Consider the following 19,184-nt stretch of genomic DNA (forward strand, 5'->3'; position numbering starts at 1 on the left):
CCTAAAAAACCTTCTATAAAAATACCCAATATGTTACCGAGTATTGCGATTGATTAGCTCGAACTCACGTTATTTAATCCTTTTCTTAAACTATACTACTTTTAGCTTTTTTACTTAAACATCTTCTTTATAAAAAGTAAAGTACTAAACTTCCCAAAAACACCTAGCGCATTACTTAGCATCCGAGCCGGACGCAAACTTTCTTCAAAATCATTTTTAACAATTTTAAGTTCTTCATAAGCTATTTGTCTTTCCAATGATAATTGCTTTAAATGTCTATTTATTTCTTTAAAACTTTGATATGTTTTCATAACGTATTATTTTAATTTGAATTGATTAATCAAAAAATATTTCAGACAATTTTGCAATTATTTTCCTATCAAGAATTTTTCTAAAAAAATAGAATACTAAAGAAAAAAGTAGAATCATTAATCCTACATATAAATACCCTAGTGATACATTCTGTAAGTATTTACCTAATGTAATTGCCAAAGAAATTGCAAGAAAAATAAACCCTAAAACGGCCAGGCTACCAATAATTAAAAACTTTACAATCATACTAAGCGTGATAGCAGAAACTTGAAAAACTTTTAATCTTGCATGCTCAAAACTTTTAGAAACAAACTCCTTACCGGCATCTGTTCCTTTATCTGCAGATTCTCTTAAATTATCGAATATGCTCATAAATTAGGCAGATTTTTGTAACTTTTTATTTTTCTCCTTTAGTTCTTTTAATTTTTTTTCTAAGGTTGAAATTACATCTTCTGCCTTATGACTAACATCAGAAACTACACTTTCTAATTGAGCATCTAATGTTTCTTTTTTATCAGAAACTGCAGAAGAGACTTTCTCTTTTAACTCACTTGCTGTTTCTACTACCTTATCTTTAGCAGCCAAAGCTTCATCTGAAATTCTTTGTCTTGATTTAACCCCTTTATCTGGTGCAAATAAAATTCCTAAAGTTGCTCCTATTACTGTTCCTGCTAATAATCCTACTATTGTATTGCTACTTTTACTCATCTTTTATATTTTTTTAAAATGTTAAACTAATTTTATTATTTCACTTACTCAAAGGTAATTTATTAATAACTATTAGATTAACTCTATAAATTCAAATATGAACTCAAATAAAAAACCACCTACAGTGCAGGTGGTTTTAAAATAAAATATAAATAATTTAGATTGCGCTTCTTTAAAGATAAAGCAGAAAAATAAATAAATTCTTTACGTTAAAAGGCATACCGTTGCGGACCACCTCTTCTAATTTCCTCACTGGCAAATTCTTCAAACTGCTTAAAGTTAACTCTAAACGCATTCGATAATTTAAAAGCAGTTTTATAATAGGCATCGTCATTATTCCATGTTGCTCTCGGACTTAAAACAGACGATGGCACTCCTGGACAACTTCTTGGTTGCGCTACTCCAAATACAGAATGAATATGATAATCTTCATATCTATAATCCTTCAAATCCCCTTCTAAAACAGCTGTTATCATAGCTCTTGTATATTTTAAAGCCATCCGTTTACCAACACCATATTGTCCGCCAGACCAACCTGTATTTACCAACCAAACATTTACACCAGCTTCTTTCATTTTTGCGCTTAACATTTCTGCATATTTAGTAGGATGTAAAGGCATAAAAGGAGCGCCAAAACAGGCTGAAAAACTTGGTATTGGTTCTGTAACTCCTGCTTCTGTACCTGCCACTTTTGCTGTATAACCAGAAATAAAATGATACGCCGCCTGACTTGGCGTTAATTTAGAAATTGGAGGCAAAACGCCAAATGCATCTGCAGTTAAAAAGAATATATTTTTAGGATTTTTCCCTATTGATGGTTGTTTGATATTATCTATATGATAAATAGGGTAACTAACTCTTGTATTTTGAGTGATAGAAGTATTGGCAAAGTCCACAACTCCATTTTCATCCATGATAACATTTTCTAGAATTGCTCCTTTTTTAATAGCTCCAAATATTTCTGGTTCTTGTTCTTGACATAAATTAATCACTTTTGCGTAACAACCTCCTTCAAAATTAAAAATGGTATTTTCTGCTGTCCAACCATGTTCATCATCACCAATTAAACTTCTATTTGGGTCTGTAGATAAAGTTGTTTTACCAGTACCTGATAAACCAAAAAAGATAGCAGTATCATTCTCTTTACCAACATTTGCAGAACAATGCATTGGTAAAGTATTTTTGTACACAGGAAGGATAAAGTTTAAAGCAGAAAAAATTCCTTTTTTAATTTCTCCTGTATATCCTGTTCCACCAATTAGAGCTATTTTTTTAGTGAAATTTAAGATTGCAAAATTGTGTTGTCTTGTTCCGTCAATAGCTGCATCTGCCATAAAACCTGGTGCGTTAATAACAGTCCATTCGGCAGAAAAAGTTTCTAATTCTTTTTCAGTAGGACGTAAAAACATGTTATAAGCAAACATATTACTCCAAGGATATTCCGTTACAACGCGTATATTAAGTTTGTAATTCTCATCTGCACAAGCATAACTGTCTCTTACAAAAATTTCTTTGTTAGATAAATAATCAGTTACTTTATTGTACAGTTTATCAAACTTATCTGCATCAAAAGGAATGTTAATATCGCTCCACCAAACTTTATCTTTTGTAACTTCATCTTTAACAATAAAACGATCTTGTGGCGAACGTCCGGTAAACTCTCCTGTATTTACAGAAATTGCTCCTAAAGATGATTCTGTTCCTTGTTCTTTTTGTAAAGTTTCTGCGTGCAATTCATTTGAAGTTAATTGGTAGCGAATTGTTGCATTTTTAATTCCTAACGCATCTAGCGAAATCGATTTCGTTTTTTGTTGTAGCATTTGTATAAATTTAGTTGTGTGTTATTTAATACATCGCAAAATTACACAATAATTTGATATAGCCATGTTTTTTAATAAAATATTACAGAATTTTTACCCTTTTTGCATTTTCCTTAAGAATACTACAATCATAAAAAACCACCCAAAGATTAAAAAAAGCCCTCCCAATGGTGTTACAAACCAAATAGATTTTGCGGTAATAGTGGTTAAGTGAATCAGGTAAATAGAGCCCGAAAAGAGTAAAATCCCTAAAAAAAACACATAACTAATTGCATTTTTCTGTTTTACTGAAAAACCCTCAAAACTATTCACAAAGAGCAATACAATTACATGATACATTTGATAACGAACCGCAGTTTCAAAACTTAATAATTGCGAAGTTGATAAAATTTCCTTTAAAGCATGTGTGCCAAAAGCTCCTAAAATAATAGCAAGTGCTCCTAAAAAACAAGTAATAAGTAAATTTTTAAACATTTATAGGTGTTTTTGTTAAATTTTAAACAAATAATGTATCTTCGTAAGACCACAAAAATACATCTTTCTTCTATGAAAAACATACTAATTATTGGTGCAGGTAAATCAAGTTCATCGCTTATAAAATATTTATTAGATAAATCTGGTTCAGAAAACCTACAACTTACTATTGGAGATATTTCTACTAAAAACGCGTTAAAACTTATTAATAATCATAAGAATGCTAAAGCTATTATTTTTGATGTTTTCGATAAAAATCAGCGTAAAAAACAAGTACAAAAAGCAGCGATTGTAATTTCTATGTTGCCCGCAAGTTTGCATATAGAAATTGCAAAAGATTGCATCACTTTTAATAAAAATTTAGTTACTGCTTCCTATATTTCTGATGAAATGAATGCACTTGATGAAGCCGCAAAAAAAAAGGGATTGGTTTTTATGAATGAAATTGGTGTAGATCCCGGTATAGACCACATGAGTGCCATGAAAGTCATAGATACTATTAGAGCAAAAGGTGCAAAAATGCTGCTTTTCGAATCCTTTACCGGTGGTTTGGTAGCGCCAGAAAGTGATAACAATTTATGGAATTATAAATTTACATGGAACCCTAGAAATGTGGTTTTAGCTGGTCAAGGTGGCGCAGCAATGTTTATACAAGAAGGTACTTATAAATACATTCCTTACCATAAGTTATTTAGAAGAACAGAGTTCTTAAAAATAAACGAAAATGGTATTTTTGAAGCCTACGCAAATAGAGATTCTTTAAAATATAGAAGTATTTATGGCTTAGATTCCATACCAACTATGTACCGCGGAACCATCAGAAAAATAGGCTTTTCTAGAGCTTGGAATATTTTTGTTCAATTAGGCATGACAGATGATTCTTATACCATTGAAGATTCTGAAAACTTGAGTTACAGAGATTATATAAATCTTTTTCTAGCCTATTCACCTTCAGATTCTGTAGAATTAAAACTACGTTCTTACTTAAAAATTGATCAAGATGATGTAATGTGGGCCAAATTAGAAGAATTAGACCTCTTTAATCCTAAGAAAAAAGTAGGACTCAAAAATGCAACTCCTGCCCAAATTTTACAAAAAATATTAGAAGATTCTTGGACTTTACAAGAAAATGATAAGGACATGATTGTAATGCAACATCTTTTTGGTTATGAAATTGATGCTAAAAAATACCAAATAGAAAGTAGTTTGGTTGTCTTAGGAGAAAACCAAACATACACAGCCATGGCAAAAACTGTCGGTTTACCGGTGGCTATTGCCGCTCTAAAAATTTTAAAAGGAGAAATTAAAACCCCAGGAGTTCAAAGACCTATTACAAAGGAAATATACGAACCCATTTTACAAGAATTAGAAAACTACGGAATTAAATTTACTGAAAAAGAAGTACCTTATTTAGGGTACAATCCCAATCATGTAATTGGGTAAATACCATCATGTTGAAATGAAAAACAACTTGTATTTTATCCAAAAAAAAGTTTTTTGGGCGTTTTAACGGGCTTTTCTCTATATCTTTTTACTAAAAAAGTAAAAAGGATTAAGCTTGTCTTGAGCGTAGTGGAAAAATTGCAATCCCTAACGCTAATTACAGGTCTTTAAAGACTTTGAAAAATATAAAAAATTCATCCAACAAAATTATCAAAACCTTATAAGTACTTGAGTGTAAAAACACTACAAACTAAAAAAAAGATACTTTAATTTACGCTTTAACTTTCAGTATCATCCTCCATTATTACACAAAAAGAAAATTCTTATTGCCAATAAAATTTATCAAAACGTGATAAATATCATCTTACAACTTAAAATCGTATCGTAAATTTACGATAGAGAATATGAAAAGAAACTTAGCACCCATATCATACAAAGAAAACACAGAAGCCTTAGCAAAATTTGCAAAATCGTTGGCACATCCTACTCGCATTGCCATTTTAAAACATCTAGAAAATCAATCTTGTTGTTTTACTGGCGATTTGGTTGGTGTTTTTCCCTTGGCTCAATCTACCATTTCTCAGCATTTAAAAGAATTAAAAAATGCTGGTTTAATTCAAGGCGAATTAAAACCACCAAAAATAAAGTATTGCATCAATCAAGAAAACTGGAACATGGCAAAATCATTATTTCAACAATTTTTCGATTGATATTTTTTTAATAATACAATCGTCTATTTACGATAAACAAATTAAAATAACATGAGTAAAATAATAAAAATTTTAGGAACAGGTTGCCCAAAATGTCAATCTATGACCGCTATTGTTAAAGAAGTAGTTTCTGAGAACAACATTGATGCTACCATTGAAAAAGTAGAAGATATCATGGAAATTATGAAATTTAATGTGATGACAACTCCAGTTTTGGTAATTAATAATACTATTACCATTAAAGGTAGACTTCCTTCTAAAGATGAAGTTTTGGCTCTTTTAAAATAAATAAATCTCAACTTATGAAGTATCATATTAAGGCCTCTTCCCTTTCAAATAAAGATGCAGTTATTCATATAAAAGAATCAAACATCCATTTTGGAACAACGGCACAAACTGCTGAAACCTTGCCTAATCCTGCAGAACTTTTTTTAAGTTCATTTGCAGCTTGTATGTTAAAAAATGTAGAACGTTTTTCGAAAATGATGAAATTCTCATATTCAAAAACAACGTTGGAAGTAAACGCTACACGACTCGAAAACCCGCCTAGAATGGATAACATTGTTTACAATTTAACCATTTACAGCAACGATAAAAAACTAAATACAGATTTACTAAAAAAAATATTGAAAAGTTTGGTACTATTTACAATACCGTAAAACTAGCCTGTTCCATTTCTGGTTGTATAAAAACTATAGAAAATGTTTAATTGGTTACAAAACTTTGCAGATTGGCTTATTTATTCCGTTTTTAAAATTGCTGCAGAAACGCATTTAGGAAAAGCATTAAATTTCTTTATCTATGACACCTTAAAAATTCTAATGCTACTTTTTGTCATCGTTTTTATAATGGGAATTGTAAACGCTTATTTTCCTGTAGACAAACTTAAAAACTATTTAAACAAAAAGAAACTTTACGGATTAGAGCACTTTTTTGCTGCAATTTTTGGCGCAATCACTCCTTTTTGCTCCTGCTCTTCGGTTCCATTATTTATTGGTTTTGTACAAGGTGGAATTCCGTTAGGTGTTACGTTCTCTTTCTTAATTACATCACCACTAGTAAATGAAGTTGCCATTGCCATGTTTATTGGTATGTTTGGTCTAAAAGCAACCTTAATGTATGTAGGTTCTGGCATTATTTTAGGTACCATTGGGGGTTGGTTTTTAGGCAAACTTCATCTTGAACCGTTGCTATCTGATTGGGTAAAAAAAATTATGGAGCATAAAATGCAACAAGCAAATTACCAAGAAGAAACACAAACATTTTACCAACGTTTACCAGAAATAACTCGTGGTGCTTGGTACATTGTAAAAAGTGTTCTTATCTATGTAATTATAGGAATTGCCATTGGTGCAGCAATGCATGGCTATGTTCCTGAAAACTTTTTTAGTTCCTTTTTAGGTGGCGGACAATGGTGGACAGTTCCTTTTGCTGTACTAATAGCGGTACCCATGTATGCAAATGCAGCCGGAATTGTTCCTGTAATTCAAGTTTTTGTTGCCAAAGGTGTTCCTTTAGGTACCGCTATTGCTTTTATGATGGGAACCGTAGGGTTATCTATCCCAGAAGCTACGCTCCTTAAAAAAGTAATGACCTTAAAACTAATTGCTATCTTTTTTGGCGTGGTTACACTTTGTATTATTATTTCTGGATACTTATTTAATATCATTTTATAAAAAATGGAACATACACACAACCATACGCCTAAATCTTTAGATTCTAAAGATATAAACCGTTCTTTTCTAATTGGTATCACCTTAAATGTAGCGTATGTTATTATAGAATTGAGCTATGGTTGGAAAATTGGTTCTACCGCTTTACTTTCTGATGCGGTACACAATATTGGAGATATTTCTGGATTGTTATTGGCTTTTTTAGCCTTTCGATTACTTCGTTTTAAACCCAATACAGTATTTACCTACGGATTAAAAAAAGGATCTGTTGTGGCTTCCTTTATCAACTCCATATTATTGGCTTTTGCCATTGGCGCTATTGCTTGGGAAGGAGTTAGACATATTCTTAACCCGAACAATATCAACGGAAATGTAGTAATGATTGTTGCGGCAATAGGAATTGTGATTAACTTTTCTTCTGCACTTTTATTTCGTAAAAAAAAGAAAGATGATTTAAATATAAAAGCAGCGTATTGGCATTTAATGGCAGACGCTTTGGTTTCTTTAGGTGTTGTATTATCTGGATTAATTATTAAATATACTGGTTGGAATTTTGTTGATGGAATTACCGCAATTTTAGTTGCTTTGGTTATTCTTATAAGTACTTGGCGTCTTTTTAAAGATAGTATTGTTGCCATGATGGATGGCGTACCAACAGAAATAAACACTACAGAAATTACCAAACATATAATGGAAGTTGCTGGCGTGGCAGGAGTACATCATATTCATATCTGGAGTGTGAGTACTAATGAAAATGCATTAACTTCTCATGTTATTATTGAAAATTTAAATGAAATTCCAAGAATTAAAATAGCCATAAAAAAAGAACTAAAAGCACATCATATTACACATAGTACTTTAGAATTTGAAACCTTTGAAGAAAAATGCTCCGAAAAAAATAAACTATAAATTAATAAAAAATGAAAACAATTAACTTTATTGCAATTATTACCATCAGTTTACTAGTGACAGCTTGCTCTACTAAAAGCAAAGCTAAAACAGAAAGTATACACTCATCTATTTCTAAAATTGAAGTACTAGACTTCCACTCTACTCATAGATGCATGACTTGTAAAGCCATTGAAGCCAATACTAAATATACTTTAGAGACATATTTCTCAGAAGAATTAAAAACAAACAAAATTACCTTTAAAGTAATTGATGTAGATAAAAAAGAGAACGAAAAACTTGCTGAAAAATTTGAAGCCGCTGGTACAGCTCTAATTTTAAATGTAATTAAAAATGGAAAGGAAACTAAAATAGATCTCACAGCTTTTGCTTTTATGAATGGTACAGACCAAGAAACCTTTTCTAATGAATTAAAAACTAAAATAAACACCCAATTAAAAACATTATAAATGGATTTTTTACAATCTCTTATAGAGCATTATAATTTTCCAATTTTATCAGCCTTCATACTCGGACTAATGACCGCTATTAGTCCGTGTCCTTTGGCTACAAATATTACGGCAACTGCATTTATTTCTAAAAATATTTCTAGAAAACGGACCGTTTTTTTAAGTGGCTTGTTGTATTCTTTAGGAAGAGGATTTAGCTACGCCTCTATAGGCTTAATTTTATATTTTGGCGCCAGTAAGTTTCATATTGCACGTTTTTTTAATCAAAATGGAGAAAAATATTTAGGCCCTTTATTAATTATTATTGGATTGATAATGCTAAATATTATCAAACTAAATTTTTTAGGAAAATCTAATTTTCAAGAAAAATTATCCGATAAATTTAAGAACAAAGGATTATTGGGCTCTTTTTTTATTGGTGTTATTTTTGCATTGGCATTTTGCCCTTATAGTGGCGCTTTATTTTTTGGAATGCTCATTCCCATGACCATTGCATCTGCAAACGGATTGTATTTACCCTTTGTTTTTGCATTAGGAACTGGCTTGCCAGTCATTCTTTTCACCTACTTATTAGCCTTTACAGCAGGAAAAGTAGGACTGTTTTATAATAAAATTACTAAAATTGAAAAAGGAATGCGTATGGTTACTGCTGTTGTATTTATCTTAACAGGTTTGTACTATGTGGCTATTTTTGTGGGAATAGTACAATAACTAATCCTTTTTAAAAACCTTTATACCAGCTTTTATTTCTACATCTAAATGATTTTTTCTTGGTGTTAACGGACAAGAATATTTATCATTATAAGCGCAATATGGGTTATACGTATTGTTGAAATTTAAAAGAATAGTTCCATCTTCATTTTCATCAGAAATCATAAGATCCATATAACGGCCACCTCCATAAGATTCATTTCCGCTAGTATCATCCGTAAACGGTAAAAATAAATAATCTTTGTATTTCTCACCACGCAAATCATCCTGACTTTGATATATAGTTAGCGAACAATCTTTGCCTTCTAGGGTAAAAGTTGCAATACCATATTCTTTATACAGCGGTTTTCTATCTGTGGTTGTTGGCATTTTAAAAATAGGTGCATTTTCTGTTTTTACTAAAACTGCGGTAACTATAAAAGTAGCATCAACAGGAAAAAAATCTAACCCTTTAAACGTTTTCAAATCTTTCTTTTTTAAGGGCGATTTAGACGCGTCTTTATAACTAGCGTTAAGCTGTTGTTGGTATTCTGTATCTCCCAATATGGGGCGTTTTCCTTGTGAATTACATGAAAGTATTAAAAACAAAGAAAGTATAGGTAAAATTATTTTCATAATTAATTTAAGTTAAAATTGGACGTTCTTTCAAGAATCAAAAACTTGTCATCCATTACATTTCCGGCAAAAATAAGGTTTCCAAAAGTAGCAGCCACTGAAGAAGCTGACATTTTAAAACCATCATCCATAAAAATTTTCTCAATAGTGTAATGGCCTTTTTCTTTATAGTTTATTTTAATAATCTCTGAAGGAGCCGTCTCTTTATCTCCTTTTGCATAAGAAGCAAAATGTAATAAATTAGGGTGAGAACCAACCCATAAATTACCATCTGTGTCAATTTCAATATTATCTACACCTGTTTTACAATCAATATTCTCCAAAAAAGAAAGGCTATTGTCTTTGTTTTTATAATACACTTTTATCAAGAATTTTCTTGGTGAAGCCACAAAAATTAAATTTCTTTTTTTATCAAAATTGATACCATTTGCATGGGCAATGCCATCTGTGACTTGGGCATATTTTTTTCCATCAAAAAAGACAACATTAGAAAGCGACAGTCCAAAATAATCTTCGCTTAAACGTAATATTCCAGATTTATACCCGTGATCATTTGTAAAATATAAGCTGTTTTCATCTAATAAAACAAGATCATTAGGGCTAAAAATCATTTCATTCCTTAAGGTCTTTTTATGCGTTAATTCTTGATGTATCAATTGAAAAACCTCAATAGATTCTCCTTCTATTGTATGATTTATTGCAGCTAATATATAGCCATTTTCTTTTTTAAAAATAGAAATTCCATGAGGAGCAAAAGGTTTCTTAAAATTATTAGTTAGAAGAACTGGTTTGTATGCTTTATCCTTTAAATCTATAAAATACAAACCACCAACCGCTTGTTTTGTGTTCGGAAACTTATTTCTTTGGGTAGATGAAACAATGGCAAAACTATCTATTTGACTAATGGTTATGTCTTCTGCACCAGGCAATTTTATTTCTTTTAAAATCTTTCCTTCAAAACTATTTTCTATCTTCCTAAAAAAACCCGTACTTATAAAAATGTTAGCAATATAAAGTAGCAATAGAATTACTACAGCATACAAAACTCTTTTTTTTAAATTCATTTTTATAATTATTTACACATCAAAAATACAATATTCAACTATTTTATGTAGGTTTGTAGAATTAAAAACAAAAAAATGAGAACTGTCTTTATTTATAAAACCTATTTATCGTGTAAAAAACACGCAAGTTGGTATGTTTATAAGTTTTGATATAATTTAAATAAAATTGAAAAATTCATAAAAAAGTCCGGCTGAAAAGTTGGACTTTTTGCATTTATAAAAATAACATGAAAAAATTACTACACAATTACATTAATACTTTTAAGGGTCTTTCTGAAGAAGTTTGGTGGTTATCTCTTATTACATTAATTAACAGATCTGGAACCATGGTAATTCCTTTTTTGTCTATCTATCTTTCAGAAAGTTTGCATTTTAGCTTACCAGATGTAGGATGGATAATGACTTTCTTTGGTTTGGGTTCTGTTGTTGGTACTTGGTTAGGAGGAAAATTAACCGATAAAATTGGCTATTATAAAGTTATGTTGGTTAGTCTTTTTGCTACTGGAGTATTGTTTGTTTTGCTTCAATTTGCTCAAACTTTTGAGGCATTTTGTTTTGGAATATTTTTAGTAATGTTAGTTGCAGATGCCTTTAGGCCTGCAATGTTTGTGGCTTTAAGTGCTTATAGCAAACCAGAAAACAAAACACGTTCTGTTACTTTAATACGTTTGGCAATTAATTTAGGCTTTTCTGCAGGTCCGGCAATTGGTGGTTTAATTATTACATTAGTAGGTTACCTAGGTTTATTTTGGGTAGATGGTGTTACTTGTGTCTTAGCGGCTGTTTTGTTGCTTAAAGTATTGCATCCAAAGAAAGCAAAAATACAGGACAAAGTAAAAGTAGAAAACCCTGTTTCTGCTTATAAAGACAAAGCTTTTTGGGTCTTTTTTGTAGCCATGTTTATCTTTGGATTTGTGTTTTTACAATACTTTTCTACCATGCCTTTGTATTATAAAAATGTGAGTCACTTAACTGTTTTAGAAGTAGGTTTGTTAATGGGGTTTAACGGATTTTTTATTTTTCTATTCGAAATGCCCTTGATAAAATGGTTAGAAAATCCGAAAAATTCTAAAATAAAATTAGTAGCAATAGGACTTTTTTTAGTGGCCATTAGTTTTATAATTTTAAACCTAACTTCTTGGGTAGGTATTTTAATTATTGGAATGTTATTTATGACCGTAGGAGAAATGATTGCCTTTCCTTTTTCGAATGCATTTGCTGTAGAAAGAGCGAAAAAAGGAAACCAAGGAGAGTATATGGCGTTGTATAGTATTGCTTTTTCTTTATCGCATATCTTTAGTCATAATTCTGGAATGCAAATGGTAGCAAAATTTGGTTTTGAATTTACCATAAATATGATCACAATTTTTGCTCTTTTTGGAGTTTTTGTTTTATTTATATTGATGCGTATTCTAAAGAAAGAACAACTAAAAGTAGAAAAAAAACATCTTTTTTAAGGTGATGAACTGCTAAAAGTAGAAAAAAAAAAGCAATCTATTGAATTTTAATATATTCAACAGATTGCTTTATACTTTGTAATAACGTTACTTTTTTATTTCAACATTAACAAGTTGTTCAACTCCTGGTTTGTGAGTTCTCTCCATCTTCCTCTCGGTAGATTTTTCTTTGTTAATTCTGCAAAAATAACTCTATCAAGTTTATTTACTTTATAACCAAGGTGTTCAAATATTTTACGCACAATTCTGTTTCTACCAGAATGAATTTCGATACCAACTTCAGATTTTGGTTGCCCATCTACATAAGAAACAGCATCAATAAATACTTTTCTACCTTCTATAATTACTTCTCCGCGTAGTTTTTCTAAATCTCTTAAATCTAGTTTTCTATCTAAAGAAGCATGATATAATTTAATCACATTGTGTTTTGGATGCGTTAATTTCTTTGCCAAATCTCCATCATTGGTAAACAATAGCAAACCTGTTGTGTTCCTATCCAACCTACCCACTGGGTAAATTCTTTCTTTAGAAGCGTTAGAAATTAATTCCATAACCGTTTTTCTACCACGGTCATCTTCCATTGTAGTAATATAATTTTTAGGTTTATTTAATAAAATATACCTTTTTTGTTCTGGTGAAATAGACGTTCCATCAAAACGAACAACATCTGTAGGTTGTACTTTATAACCCATTTCTGTTACCAACTTACCATTAACCTCTACACTACCATGTTCTATATAGGTATCTGCTTCTCTACGAGAACACACACCAGAATTGGCAATATATTTGTTTAAACGAATACCTGTAGATTCATCAGCTTTTGGAGTTGCTTTGATTTTAGTAAACGATTTTTGAACGCTCTTTTTAGCTACGGGTTTCCTTTTTCTACTTAGAGGAGTACTTTTTTTACCTTCTTGTCGTCCTCTCGACGAGTTTTTATTTGAATTCATTATTAAAATTTTTGCAAAGATACTTATAAAAGATGGAAAAGTAATGTATAATAAAGTAGTTGAAATAGGAAGATTATTTTCTTAACAATGTTAATTTAAACTATCTATAACTTTTTCTACAATTAAAGAAGTATCAATTAAAACCAAAGAGAAAACACCTATTAATAACAGTAATTTTAAAAGATTATGTAACCGTCTATATTCATTTATTTTTGTTGATTTCCAAAGGTAAAAACCTACAAAAATTAGTGTAACCAAAGCAAAGTAAAAATAATATCTCATATAACTTAATGCAGGATAACTAAACAAAATAATGACAGGAAACAAGGTTAAAATCAATATAAAAATTGATAATTTTTTTGTTTTTTTTTCGCCATAAGCCACCGGAAAAGTGGTGTAATTATTTGCTATTGCTCCTTTTATATTTTCTAAATCTTTAATTAATTCTCGCACCATAATTACTAAAAACAAAAATACAGCATGTACAAAAATAATTTTTGAGAAATTTTGAAAATATACAAAAACGGCAAAAAACGGTAAAATGGTAAGTATAGTTGCTGATATTAAACCTGTAAATGCATACTTTTTTAATTTATGAGAATAAAACCAAATAGCAAAAATATACACGGCAAAAAATAAAGCGGCTCTCCAAGAAATTAGCAATCCAAAAATAAAACCCAAGAAATTTAAGAAAAAATAAAGCGATAATTTTGTTTCTTGTTTCACATAATTATCTAAACCGGTTTTTACAGGTCTGTTAATGGCATCAACCTTTACATCATAAAAATTATTAATAATATAACCCGATGCAACAACACAGACAGAAGCTAAAACTATGTAAAATAAAGGCCAATCGAAAAGTACAGTTCTAACGGATTTATCTGGAGAAAAAATAAAAATAGACGCTAAATATTGCGCCGCAATTAACACCAGAATATTATAACCTCTAATTACAGATAATAAACTAAGTACTTTAAAAAGTATTCTTTTTACTCTAAATGAAATCATAAAGATTTTTTTAGAATCTATATACTAATTCTAATTTATAGTCTTTTAAACTTAGCTGTGCTTTTTGGTAATCTTCAGTAAAACCTAAAATGTAACCTCCACCACCAGAGCCACATAACTTTAAATAATAGTCGTTTGTTTTAATGCCTTTTTCCCAAACTTTATGAAAAGCAATAGGAATCATCGGTTTAAAGTTTTTTAGCACAACTTTAGACAAGCTTTTTACATTGCCAAATAAAGATTTTACATTTCCTTGTAAAAAATCATCAATACAGGCATCTGTATGAATTGCAAATTCTTCGCTTATCATTTTTCTAAAACCATCGTTTTTCATCTTATTCATAAAGATGTTTACCATAGGTTCAGTTTCACCAATTTGTTCAGAATCTAATAAGAAAACTGCTCCTTTACCTTGTTTTTGCGAAGGAATTCCGGCAGGTTCTATATTTGTTTTAGAATTGATTAAAATTGGCAAACTTAAATAAGAGTTCAAAGGATCTAAACCAGAACTTTTTCCGTGAAAAAAAGATTCCATCAAAGAAAATATTTCTTTTAGTTTTAATAACTTTTCTCTGGTTAAATTCTCTAAAACAGTAATTTTATCTGTGGCATATTTATCATAAATTGATGCCACTAAAGCGCCAGAACTACCAACACCATACCCTTGTGGTATAGAAGAATCAAAATACATTCCATTATGAATGTCTGTTTTAAATTGCGTCAAATTAAAAACAACAATACTTGTTTCTAATTGAGATAAATATTGATAAAGTCTTTCTAAATTTTCATTAGATTTTTTAGCTTCACCCGTTAATTTTTTTGCAGTTTTTAAAGCACCTCTATAGGTGTTATACGGTATTGCCAAGCCTTTAGAGTCTTTTATAATTCCGTATTCTCCAAAAAGCAGAATTTTAGCATAAAATAATGGTCCTTTCATTTTCTTTTAAATAGTACCGCAAAAATACAAAAACTTTTAATACGATGTATTATTCTTTATTATTGTAAAAAGTTTTCCAAGTTCCAACTTTTTTACCTTTGCTATATTTTCCTTTTTCTTGTATTTTACCAGACTTGTAAAAGGCTTTCCAGTTTCCTTCTCTCAATCCATTTTCATAATTACCAGACCTTTTAAGTTCACCTGAATCATGAAATTCTGAAAATTTACCTTCTGGTTTTCCTTCTAAATAGTAAACTTCTTGAAAAATTGCTCCGTTTTCATAAAAATAATTTACAAATCCTACAAACTTTTCTTTATTTGGTTCAAGCACTGTACTTAAACCTTCCATTTGTTTTTTACCTGAAATATAATAATCTACAATCCAATAACCATTGTCTTTTTTTTGTGGCGATGGTCTATAATAAGCAGCTTTTTTTTTGGTAGTGATTTTCCAATTAGAATCAAACCAAACAGTTTCTTGGGCCGTTAATGAGGAAGTTAAAAACCCAACAACTAATACGAGTAGTACGGTTGAAGTTTTCATAAGATAAGTGTTTTTGGTTGCTGAAAATTTCACAGCTTCGTTGCTCCAAAACTGACAGTATCACAAATATAGTGATTTTTTTGACAGTATTTAGCCAATTGATTCTCAATAAATTGGCACACATTTTCCTTCTCTTCTTCCGGAAATAAAACATGCACATTTGCACCAGCATCTAAAGTAAAACAAATGTTACTATTATTTTCTAAGCGATATTCCCAAATTTTATTGATGATTTCTAAGGTGTTTGGTTTCATCAAAATAAAATAAGGATTGCTAGTTAACATCATTGCATGCAAGGTTAAGGCTTCGCTTTCTACCAAATTAACAAATGCTTTTAGATTTCCATTTTGAAGAATTTTTGAAAGCTTAGTCACATTTTCATTGGCTTGTTTAAAACGGGTTTCTGCATACGGATGGTTGTGCATTAAGTTATGCCCAACAGTACTAGAAACTTGTTTTTCACCTTTATCAACCAACAAAATTACATCTTGATATTTGTTAAAAACTGAATGTATTTTATAAGGAAATGGTACGCCAAATAAATCTGAACTTCCTTCAATTTCTGAATGTTTTCCCCAAACAACCAAAGGTCCTTCTATACTTCTGCTTGCGCTTCCTGAGCCTAAACGTGCCAAAAAGGAGGCTTTTTTATTGATAAATTCTTGTGATAATTCTGAATTTAATTTGAACTCTAAACTCATTAAACACATAGCAATAGCGCTTAATCCGCTTGCAGAAGAAGCAATTCCACTAGAATGTGGAAAAGAGTTTTCTGAATGAATTGTCATTTTATAACCAAAAACAAAAGGACAATATTCTTGTATTCTTGTAAAAAATTCTGCAATTTTTGGTTTAAATTCTTCTTTTCGTTTTCCTTCAAAAAACAAATCGAAATCTACTAATTTACCAGTTTCTGAAACACGGTCAGCATTCGATTTTCTCTGAAAATCGATAGTTGTAATGGTATGACAATTATTTAACGTAAAGCTTATAGAAGCGTTTTTTGGAATTTGAGGATTGCTCTTTCCCCAATATTTAACCAACGCAATATTACTTGGAGTTTGCCATGTAAAACTTGCTTTTTCTATTGATTTAATACTTGATTTCGAAATAAATTGTGCTGTATCCAAATTCTAAAATTTGCTTCAAAGATAAAACTATTTCAAAGAATTTTCAGTTAACTTTCTAAGTACATTTTCTTTGTACGTTCTACTTATAGGAATTGCATTTTTTTCAATTTCTACAAACTCATTTGTATAAGAATCTGTTTTATTTAAATTTACAATATAAGATCTATGAATTCTTAAAAATTGTTGAAAAGGCAATTTCATTTCTAAGTTACTAATCGTTTCTCTTGTTACTAAAATCTTATCTTTTGTATGAATTTTGATATAATCAGATAAACTCTCAACATATAAAATTTCATCAAAAATTATCTTTACCATTTTACGTTCTGAGCGCACAAAAATATAATCGTTTTTTACCGTAACTTCCTCAACATCAACTTGTTTAAAAACAACAGTTTGTGTTTCAAAAAATTTATTGACTGCTTGTAAAAAACGATCAAAAGCTATTGGTTTTAGCAAATAATCTACAGCTTGTAAATTAAATCCATCAAGAGCATATTCTCTGTAAGCAGTTGTAAAAATAATTTTAGATTTCTTGTTGATTGTTTTAGCTAATGACAAACCAGAAATGTCTGGCATATTAATATCTAAAAAGAATAAATCTATATTCTGAGAATTTGTTATTTCGAAAGCTTCCATTGCATTTTTGCAACTTTTTACCAAATTTAAATTCGGAATTTTAGCCACAAAAGTTTCTAAAATATTTCTAGCAACTGGCTCATCATCAACAATAACACAATTAATTGTATTCATTTTTATACCGTATTTGATTAAATAACATGTGATTTCTCATCATTCGTACCTCATTCTATCGAAATGACAAACTGGGTGAAAAAAAAGCGAGTAATAATAAATTAAAATACCCAAAAACCAAAAGAATTGTCACTTCGAACAGCGTGAGAAGTCGCATAACAGTGATAACAAAACGTTGAGCAGCCTTATGCGATTTCTCACGAAAAGGTCGAAATGACAAAATTACACCTTCTCTTTTCACTTTTATTTTACTCTAAAACATTGAATTACGTTAATTAAATTCAATTTTTAAAGATACTTTAAATACATCCTTTTTATCAATTATTTCTAGTTGATGTTTCTCAGGATATAACATTTCTAAACGTTTTTTAATATTCTGAAGTCCGATTCCTGTACTCGCTTCTTCTTTTCTTTTTGATGAGTTTTCAATCTCAAAAAACAAACAATTATTTGCTGTTTTTAAATGAATATCAACCTTTATAGATCCGTCAATAATTACACCATGTTTAAAACTATTTTCTACAAAAGGAATTAATAACATTGGCGGAATTTGAATAGCATCATTCAAATTATCTTTACTGAAATTCACTTTTAAAGTATCATGAAAACGCATTTTCTCTAAAGAAATATAATCTTCTAAGTGATTTACTTCTTCTATTAAAAGGACTTTAGGTTTTTCTACTTGATATAAAATATAATCTAACAAATTAGATAATTTTAAAATCATTTCTGGCGTTTCATCCGCTTTAGCGATTGCAAAACCATAAATAGTATTTAAAGAATTAAATAAAAAATGTGGATGAATTTGCATCTTCAAAAACTTCAATTCTTGCTCTTTTAGCTGAAGTTGTGTTTTTAAAAATTTATTTTTTAAATCTTCATTTTTAATTTGAGACAAGTAATTATAAACCACCAAACCCATAACAATTACAAACAAAATTACCATATAAACCCCTAAGACAATAAAAGGCAAACTTTTAGTTAACGGAATAACTGATTGATTTTCTGCGTTTTCTAACAAAACAAAACCATATAATATTGATAGAATTAAAAAACAAGTAGCAATTATAAATGTATAAATACTGTACAAAATAAAGTAGGCGTATTTCTTTTTTTGAAGATAATTAGGAATTAAATAATACAAAAACAAGTAACAAACAATAATTGAAGTTGGCATTAAAAAAGCCGAAAACTCATTTACATATTCTATATTATTACTACCATAACCTAAAAAATATGTATAAAAAAAATACACACCAACCCAAAAAAAAGTATGGAATACTGTTTTTAAAATAATCTTAATAAAAGGATGTGCATTTTTCATTAGCGTACAATATCTTATTTTTTATCAAAACTGGTTTATATTTGCGGTGAAATTCTAAAAAAAGTAGTCATTCTACCAAAATAAGTCGTTTTTGCAGAAAACAGTAATTATTTTGTAGTTTAGGGTTCTATTTTCTAACAACATCGTTTTTTTTAAAATTATGAGTAACTTTAAAATACTTTTGATGTATATAAAC

23 protein-coding genes are annotated in these 19,184 nt (G+C 29.8%); 9 read left to right on the forward strand and 14 right to left on the reverse strand.

The annotated features are described in order from the left end of the window. Positions 1–110: 110 nt before the first annotated feature. The 5 genes from ACSHW5_RS13300 to ACSHW5_RS13320 all read right to left on the reverse strand — a co-directional run bounded on the left by ACSHW5_RS13300 (position 111) and on the right by ACSHW5_RS13320 (position 3,314). Positions 111–311, reverse strand: a complete 201-nt coding sequence (locus ACSHW5_RS13300; protein WP_435676631.1) for a DUF6327 family protein — start codon at positions 309–311, stop codon at positions 111–113. A 25-nt stretch (positions 312–336) separates the two neighbouring features. Then, the gene (locus ACSHW5_RS13305) at positions 337–684 is read right to left on the reverse strand and encodes a hypothetical protein (RefSeq protein ID WP_435676632.1); all 348 of its coding nucleotides are present in this window, start codon (positions 682–684) and stop codon (positions 337–339) included. A 3-nt stretch (positions 685–687) separates the two neighbouring features. Continuing rightward, the gene (locus ACSHW5_RS13310) at positions 688–1,020 is read right to left on the reverse strand and encodes a YtxH domain-containing protein (protein WP_435676633.1); all 333 of its coding nucleotides are present in this window, start codon (positions 1,018–1,020) and stop codon (positions 688–690) included. A 209-nt stretch (positions 1,021–1,229) separates the two neighbouring features. Continuing rightward, positions 1,230–2,840 carry a phosphoenolpyruvate carboxykinase (ATP) gene (gene pckA, locus ACSHW5_RS13315; protein WP_435676634.1) on the reverse strand — a complete coding sequence of 537 codons (1,611 nt, stop codon included), beginning with the start codon at positions 2,838–2,840 and terminating at the stop codon, positions 1,230–1,232. 93 nt (positions 2,841–2,933) lie between these two features. After that, entirely contained in the window at positions 2,934–3,314 is a 381-nt protein-coding gene (locus ACSHW5_RS13320) for a DUF423 domain-containing protein (protein WP_435676635.1), read from the reverse strand. A gap of 72 nt (positions 3,315–3,386) precedes the next feature. Here ACSHW5_RS13320 and ACSHW5_RS13325 point away from each other — a divergent pair, with 72 nt between their 5' ends. The 8 genes from ACSHW5_RS13325 to ACSHW5_RS13360 all read left to right on the forward strand — a co-directional run bounded on the left by ACSHW5_RS13325 (position 3,387) and on the right by ACSHW5_RS13360 (position 9,209). Then, positions 3,387–4,757 (forward strand): saccharopine dehydrogenase family protein, encoded by a 1,371-nt coding sequence (locus tag ACSHW5_RS13325; RefSeq protein ID WP_435676636.1) that lies wholly within the window; start codon positions 3,387–3,389, stop codon positions 4,755–4,757. Between the two features lie 404 nt (positions 4,758–5,161). Next, positions 5,162–5,467, forward strand: coding sequence for an ArsR/SmtB family transcription factor (locus tag ACSHW5_RS13330; protein WP_435676637.1), 306 nt, complete (start codon positions 5,162–5,164; stop codon positions 5,465–5,467). Between the two features lie 51 nt (positions 5,468–5,518). Further along, positions 5,519–5,755 carry a thioredoxin family protein gene (locus ACSHW5_RS13335; RefSeq protein WP_435676638.1) on the forward strand — a complete coding sequence of 79 codons (237 nt, stop codon included), beginning with the start codon at positions 5,519–5,521 and terminating at the stop codon, positions 5,753–5,755. Positions 5,756–5,769: 14 nt separating this feature from the next. Continuing rightward, positions 5,770–6,126 carry an OsmC family protein gene (locus tag ACSHW5_RS13340; RefSeq protein WP_435676639.1) on the forward strand — a complete coding sequence of 119 codons (357 nt, stop codon included), beginning with the start codon at positions 5,770–5,772 and terminating at the stop codon, positions 6,124–6,126. Between the two features lie 42 nt (positions 6,127–6,168). Continuing rightward, a complete protein-coding gene (locus ACSHW5_RS13345; RefSeq protein ID WP_435676640.1) occupies positions 6,169–7,143 on the forward strand; it encodes a permease in 975 nt (324 codons plus the stop codon). A 3-nt stretch (positions 7,144–7,146) separates the two neighbouring features. After that, positions 7,147–8,049 (forward strand): cation diffusion facilitator family transporter, encoded by a 903-nt coding sequence (locus ACSHW5_RS13350; RefSeq protein ID WP_435676641.1) that lies wholly within the window; start codon positions 7,147–7,149, stop codon positions 8,047–8,049. A gap of 11 nt (positions 8,050–8,060) precedes the next feature. Further along, entirely contained in the window at positions 8,061–8,498 is a 438-nt protein-coding gene (locus tag ACSHW5_RS13355; RefSeq protein WP_435676642.1) for a nitrophenyl compound nitroreductase subunit ArsF family protein, read from the forward strand. Continuing rightward, positions 8,499–9,209, forward strand: a complete 711-nt coding sequence (locus tag ACSHW5_RS13360) for an aromatic aminobenezylarsenical efflux permease ArsG family transporter (protein WP_435676643.1) — start codon at positions 8,499–8,501, stop codon at positions 9,207–9,209. On the opposite strand, the gene ACSHW5_RS13365 is transcribed toward ACSHW5_RS13360, so the two are convergent. Both ACSHW5_RS13365 and ACSHW5_RS13370 read right to left on the reverse strand, forming a co-directional pair. Beyond that, a complete protein-coding gene (locus ACSHW5_RS13365; protein WP_435676644.1) occupies positions 9,210–9,824 on the reverse strand; it encodes a DUF1684 domain-containing protein in 615 nt (204 codons plus the stop codon). It lies immediately after the preceding gene. Between the two features lie 2 nt (positions 9,825–9,826). Next, entirely contained in the window at positions 9,827–10,888 is a 1,062-nt protein-coding gene (locus ACSHW5_RS13370) for a hypothetical protein (protein WP_435676645.1), read from the reverse strand. A 227-nt stretch (positions 10,889–11,115) separates the two neighbouring features. On the opposite strand from ACSHW5_RS13370, the gene ACSHW5_RS13375 reads away from it, so the two are divergent. Further along, the gene (locus ACSHW5_RS13375) at positions 11,116–12,345 is read left to right on the forward strand and encodes an MDR family MFS transporter (protein WP_435676646.1); all 1,230 of its coding nucleotides are present in this window, start codon (positions 11,116–11,118) and stop codon (positions 12,343–12,345) included. A 95-nt stretch (positions 12,346–12,440) separates the two neighbouring features. Here ACSHW5_RS13375 and ACSHW5_RS13380 read toward each other — a convergent pair whose 3' ends face one another. The 7 genes from ACSHW5_RS13380 to ACSHW5_RS13410 all read right to left on the reverse strand — a co-directional run bounded on the left by ACSHW5_RS13380 (position 12,441) and on the right by ACSHW5_RS13410 (position 18,988). Next, entirely contained in the window at positions 12,441–13,295 is an 855-nt protein-coding gene (locus tag ACSHW5_RS13380; RefSeq protein ID WP_435676647.1) for a pseudouridine synthase, read from the reverse strand. A 90-nt stretch (positions 13,296–13,385) separates the two neighbouring features. After that, the gene (locus tag ACSHW5_RS13385) at positions 13,386–14,303 is read right to left on the reverse strand and encodes a geranylgeranylglycerol-phosphate geranylgeranyltransferase (RefSeq protein ID WP_435676648.1); all 918 of its coding nucleotides are present in this window, start codon (positions 14,301–14,303) and stop codon (positions 13,386–13,388) included. A 10-nt stretch (positions 14,304–14,313) separates the two neighbouring features. After that, on the reverse strand, positions 14,314–15,240 hold the full coding sequence (locus ACSHW5_RS13390; RefSeq protein ID WP_435676649.1) for a mevalonate kinase family protein: 927 nt from the start codon (positions 15,238–15,240) through the stop codon (positions 14,314–14,316). A gap of 49 nt (positions 15,241–15,289) precedes the next feature. Next, a complete protein-coding gene (locus tag ACSHW5_RS13395; RefSeq protein ID WP_435676650.1) occupies positions 15,290–15,784 on the reverse strand; it encodes a toxin-antitoxin system YwqK family antitoxin in 495 nt (164 codons plus the stop codon). 29 nt (positions 15,785–15,813) lie between these two features. Continuing rightward, positions 15,814–16,914, reverse strand: coding sequence for a diphosphomevalonate/mevalonate 3,5-bisphosphate decarboxylase family protein (locus ACSHW5_RS13400; protein WP_435676651.1), 1,101 nt, complete (start codon positions 16,912–16,914; stop codon positions 15,814–15,816). 27 nt (positions 16,915–16,941) lie between these two features. After that, positions 16,942–17,664: a LytR/AlgR family response regulator transcription factor gene (locus tag ACSHW5_RS13405; RefSeq protein WP_435676652.1), complete on the reverse strand. Its 723-nt coding sequence runs from the start codon at positions 17,662–17,664 to the stop codon at positions 16,942–16,944. A 271-nt stretch (positions 17,665–17,935) separates the two neighbouring features. After that, positions 17,936–18,988: a sensor histidine kinase gene (locus ACSHW5_RS13410; protein ID WP_435676653.1), complete on the reverse strand. Its 1,053-nt coding sequence runs from the start codon at positions 18,986–18,988 to the stop codon at positions 17,936–17,938. Positions 18,989–19,184 lie beyond the last annotated feature (196 nt).

The organism is Polaribacter sp., assembly GCF_051251875.1.
Taxonomy (GTDB): Bacteria; Bacteroidota; Bacteroidia; order Flavobacteriales; family Flavobacteriaceae; genus Polaribacter.